At 68.7% G+C, this 3,679-nt stretch carries 4 protein-coding genes and 1 rRNA gene; 4 read left to right on the forward strand and 1 reads right to left on the reverse strand.

The genetic code is table 11. From position 1 onward, the window contains the following. A 16S ribosomal RNA gene (locus VI078_05060) occupies positions 1 to 373 on the reverse strand; the annotation flags it as partial. Between the two features lie 301 nt (positions 374 to 674). Here VI078_05060 and galT point away from each other — a divergent pair. The 4 genes from galT to amrS form a co-directional block, all read left to right on the forward strand. Then, positions 675 to 1,685: a galactose-1-phosphate uridylyltransferase gene (gene galT / locus VI078_05065; protein ID HEY5998657.1), complete on the forward strand. Its 1,011-nt coding sequence runs from the start codon at positions 675 to 677 to the stop codon at positions 1,683 to 1,685. A 13-nt stretch (positions 1,686 to 1,698) separates the two neighbouring features. Further along, positions 1,699 to 2,319, forward strand: coding sequence for a dephospho-CoA kinase (coaE, locus tag VI078_05070; protein HEY5998658.1), 621 nt, complete (start codon positions 1,699 to 1,701; stop codon positions 2,317 to 2,319). 176 nt (positions 2,320 to 2,495) lie between these two features. Beyond that, entirely contained in the window at positions 2,496 to 2,720 is a 225-nt protein-coding gene (locus tag VI078_05075; protein HEY5998659.1) for a hypothetical protein, read from the forward strand. Next, the coding region (gene amrS / locus VI078_05080; GenBank protein ID HEY5998660.1) for an AmmeMemoRadiSam system radical SAM enzyme at positions 2,717 to 3,679 on the forward strand (963 nt) is incomplete at its 3' end. The genes VI078_05075 and amrS, both read left to right, overlap by 4 nt.

Below are 3,679 nucleotides of genomic sequence, written 5' to 3' on the forward strand. Positions count from 1 at the left end.
CACTGCTGCCTCCCGTAGGAGTCTGGCCCGTGTCTCAGTGCCAGTGTGGCCGTACACCCTCTCAGGCCGGCTACCCATCGTCGCCTTGGTAGGCCGTTACCCTACCAACTAGCTAATAGGCCGCGGGCTCATCCTCAAGTGGTAGCTTTCAGGAAGAGGCCACCTTTTACCGCACCCCCCGTGGAGGGCGTGGTCTTATCCGGTATTAGCCTCGCTTTCGCAAGGTTATCCCGAGCTCAAGGGAAGATTACCCACGTGTTACTCACCCGTTCGCCACGGTACTAGTCAGCCGAAGCCGACATTCCCGTCAGACTTGCATGTGTTAAGCACGCCGCCAGCGTTCGTTCTGAGCCAGGATCAAACTCTCCAATTGGAAAATTCAATCCCCTGATATTCAGGGATGTATCTGCTCCGAAGAGCTTCTACACCCGCAGATCAGTAAAGCACGTCTGCCTAGTTTTCAAAGAGCAGCCTTCCCAACGGAAGAACTTGATCATACCGAACATCGTCCGGCCATGTCAAGCTCTTTTTTCGAGCCTGCCCGTGTCTGGGAAAGAGCGTTTAAGCAGGTGGCAATATAGCCATTGGCGCGGCAAAGTCAAGCGGTATCTTTTGGGGGTCGGCGGAGATAATGAGGCGGTCGCGTTCCCGGCGACTGCGGAGGGCCCAGGGCGATGTCCGAGTTGCGGCAGGACATGATCTCGAAGGAGTGGGTCATCGTCGCGCCCGAGCGCGCCAGGCGGCCGGACGACAACCACGCGCCGGGCACCGGGCGCGCCGCGCCGCCGCGCCGCCGTCCCGACTGCCCGTTCTGCACCGGCAACGAGAGCTCGACCCCCAACGCGCTGCTGAGCTTCCCCTCCGACGGCCCGTGGCGCGTGCGGGTGGTGCCGAACAAGTTCGCGGCGCTCTCGTACGACGCCGAGTTCCACCACGTCTGGAGCGGCAAGTTCCTGCGCACGGGCGGCTACGGCGCCGCCGAGGTCGTCATCGAGTCCCCGCGGCACGACCTCTCGCCGGCGCAGATGGCGCCCGCGGACCTCGTCCTCGTCCTCGAAGCGTGGCAGCAGCGCTACCAGGCGCTCATGGACGACGGGCGCAACCACCTGATCACGATCTTCCGCAATCACGGGCGGCAGGCCGGCACCTCGCTCGAACACCCGCACTCGCAGATCATCGCCACGCCGGTGATGCCGCCGACCGTGCGCAACCAGATCGACCAGGCCGTCCGCTCCTTCGACACCTACGGCACCTGCCTCTTCTGCACGATGATCGAGGCCGAGCGGGCCGAGGGCTCGCGCCTCGTCCTCGAGACCGAGCACTTCACGGTCTTCTGTCCATTCGCGTCGCGCTCGCCGTTCGAGCTGCGGATCTTCCCGCGCCGGCACACGTGCTTCTACGGCGCCGTCACGGCCGAGGAGACCCGGGACCTCGCGGGCGTGCTGCGCGCCACGCTCGGGAAGCTCCACCGGCGGCTCGAGAACCCGGACTACAACCTCGTCGTGCGCTCGCACCCTCTGGAGTCGCGCGCGAACCGCCACTACCACTGGCACATCGAGATCGTCCCCCGGCTCGGGACCACGGCGGGCTTCGAGCTGGGCACCGGCGTCTTCATCAACACGCTGCCGCCCGAGGACGCGGCGGCGGTCCTGCGCAGCGCGGAGCCGGCGGAGGTGCTGGAGTGAGGCCGAAACAACGATGCTGAGGATCGGCCTGACCGGGGGCATCGCCAGCGGCAAGTCCAGCGTCGCCCGGATCTTCCGCGAACTGGGCGCGCACGTCATCGACGCCGACCGCGTCGCGCGCGAGGTCACGCCCTCCGGTTCGCCGGCGCTGGCGCAGATCGCGCGGGCGTTCGGCGCGCAGGTGCTCCGCCCCGACGGGACGCTCGACCGGGCGGCGCTCGGGGCGATCGTCTTCGCCGACAGGGGCAAGCGCCGGGTCCTCGAGGGGATCCTCCACCCGCTCATCCTCGGAGAGATCGACCGGCGCATCGACGCGCTCGCGCAGGACGACCCGCGGGGCGTGGCGGTGGTCGAGGCGGCGCTGATCTTCGAGCTGGCGCGCCAGGCCGAGTACGACGCAGTCGTGGTCGTCTGGGCCGAGCCGGAGCAGCAGGCGCAGCGCCTCATGGCCCGCGACCGCCTTCCGCCGGAGGAGGCGCGCCGGCGCATGGACGCACAGATGCCCCTGGCGCAGAAGCGCCTGCGGGCCGACTTCGTCGTCGACAACAGCGGGGACGAGGCGCGCTGCCGGCAGGAGGCCGAGCGGGTCTGGCAGGAGCTCGCACGGCTGGCGGCCGGGGGCGGGCGCTGCTGACGGGCCGGGGGCGCCCCGGCATCGGCTGAGCGAAGGGGTGGCGCGGAGCGGGGGCCCCCCACCGGACGGACCGGAGGGAGTACGGTGGGGGTGCGCAGCGTCAGGACCCCGCAGCGTGCCTGGACACGAAGCGGTATCACGGGAACCGGCGGCCGCGGCGCGGTATCATATGGGACATGGCGCCGAGCCGTTTCACCCTGGGCGTGGCCGCGGTCTCGCTGCTCGTGACCCTCGTCATGGCCGCCGGGATCTGGGACTCCTACTTCCCGGACCCCGACGCGGAAGGGCTGCGCGCGCGCCGCGCCTACTACGAGAGCGTGCTCAGGCAAGCCGACGTTTCCTGGCAGGAAGCCCTATATTATCGCGTGGTGGACGGAAAGACCCCGGAAGCGCGGCCGTGAAGATCGAGTGCACCCTCTGCCCGCACGCCTGCCGCCTCGCCGACTACGAGATCGGCCTCTGCCGGGTGCGGATCCACCGCGACGGGAAGCTCTACTCGCTCGTCCACGGCAAGGCGTGCGCCGTCCACGTCGACCCCATCGAGAAGAAGCCCATCTTCCACATGCTCCCCGGGAGCGGGGCCTACTCGGTGGCGACGGCCGGCTGCAACCTCACCTGCCGCTTCTGCCAGAACTGGGAGATCTCGCAGGCGAAGCCGGAGCAGACGCGCAACCAGGACCTGCCGCCCGAGCGGATCGTCGCCGCGGCGCGCGCCGCGCGCTGCCGCTCGGTCGCCTACACCTACACCGAGCCGACCGTCTTCTTCGAGTACATGCTGGACACCGCGCGGCTGGCGCGGGCCGCCGGGCTGCGCAACATCTGGGTCACCGCGGGGTTCGTCAACCCCGAGCCGCTGCGCGAACTGGCGACGGTGATGGACGCGGCCAACATCGACATCAAGTCCATGCGCGATTCGTACTACCGCGACGTCTGCGGCGCGCGGCTGCAGCCGGTGCTCGACGCCGTCGCCCTCGCGGTCAAGCTCGGCGTCATGGTCGAGATCACCTACCTCATCGTGCCGACCCTCAACGACACCCCGGCGGAGATCCGCGACCTGGCGCGCTGGATCAAGGGGACGGTCGGTCCCGAGGTGCCGCTGCACTTCTCGCGCTTCTTCCCGATGTACCGCCTCGAGCGGCTGCCGCCGACGCCGCTGGAGACGATCACCAGCGCCCGCAACATCGCGCTCGGGGAGGGGCTGCGCCACGTCTACACCGGCAACGTCCCGCACGACGAGAGCGCGAACACCTTCTGCCCGAAGTGCGGAACGCGGCTGATCTCGCGGCTGGGCTACACGGTCATGGAGATGCGGGTGCGCGACGGCGCGTGCCCCGACTGCGGAGCGAAGATCTATGGCATT

This window comes from bacterium, from assembly GCA_036524115.1.
In the GTDB taxonomy this organism is placed as follows: Bacteria; JAUVQV01; JAUVQV01; order JAUVQV01; family DATDCY01; genus DATDCY01.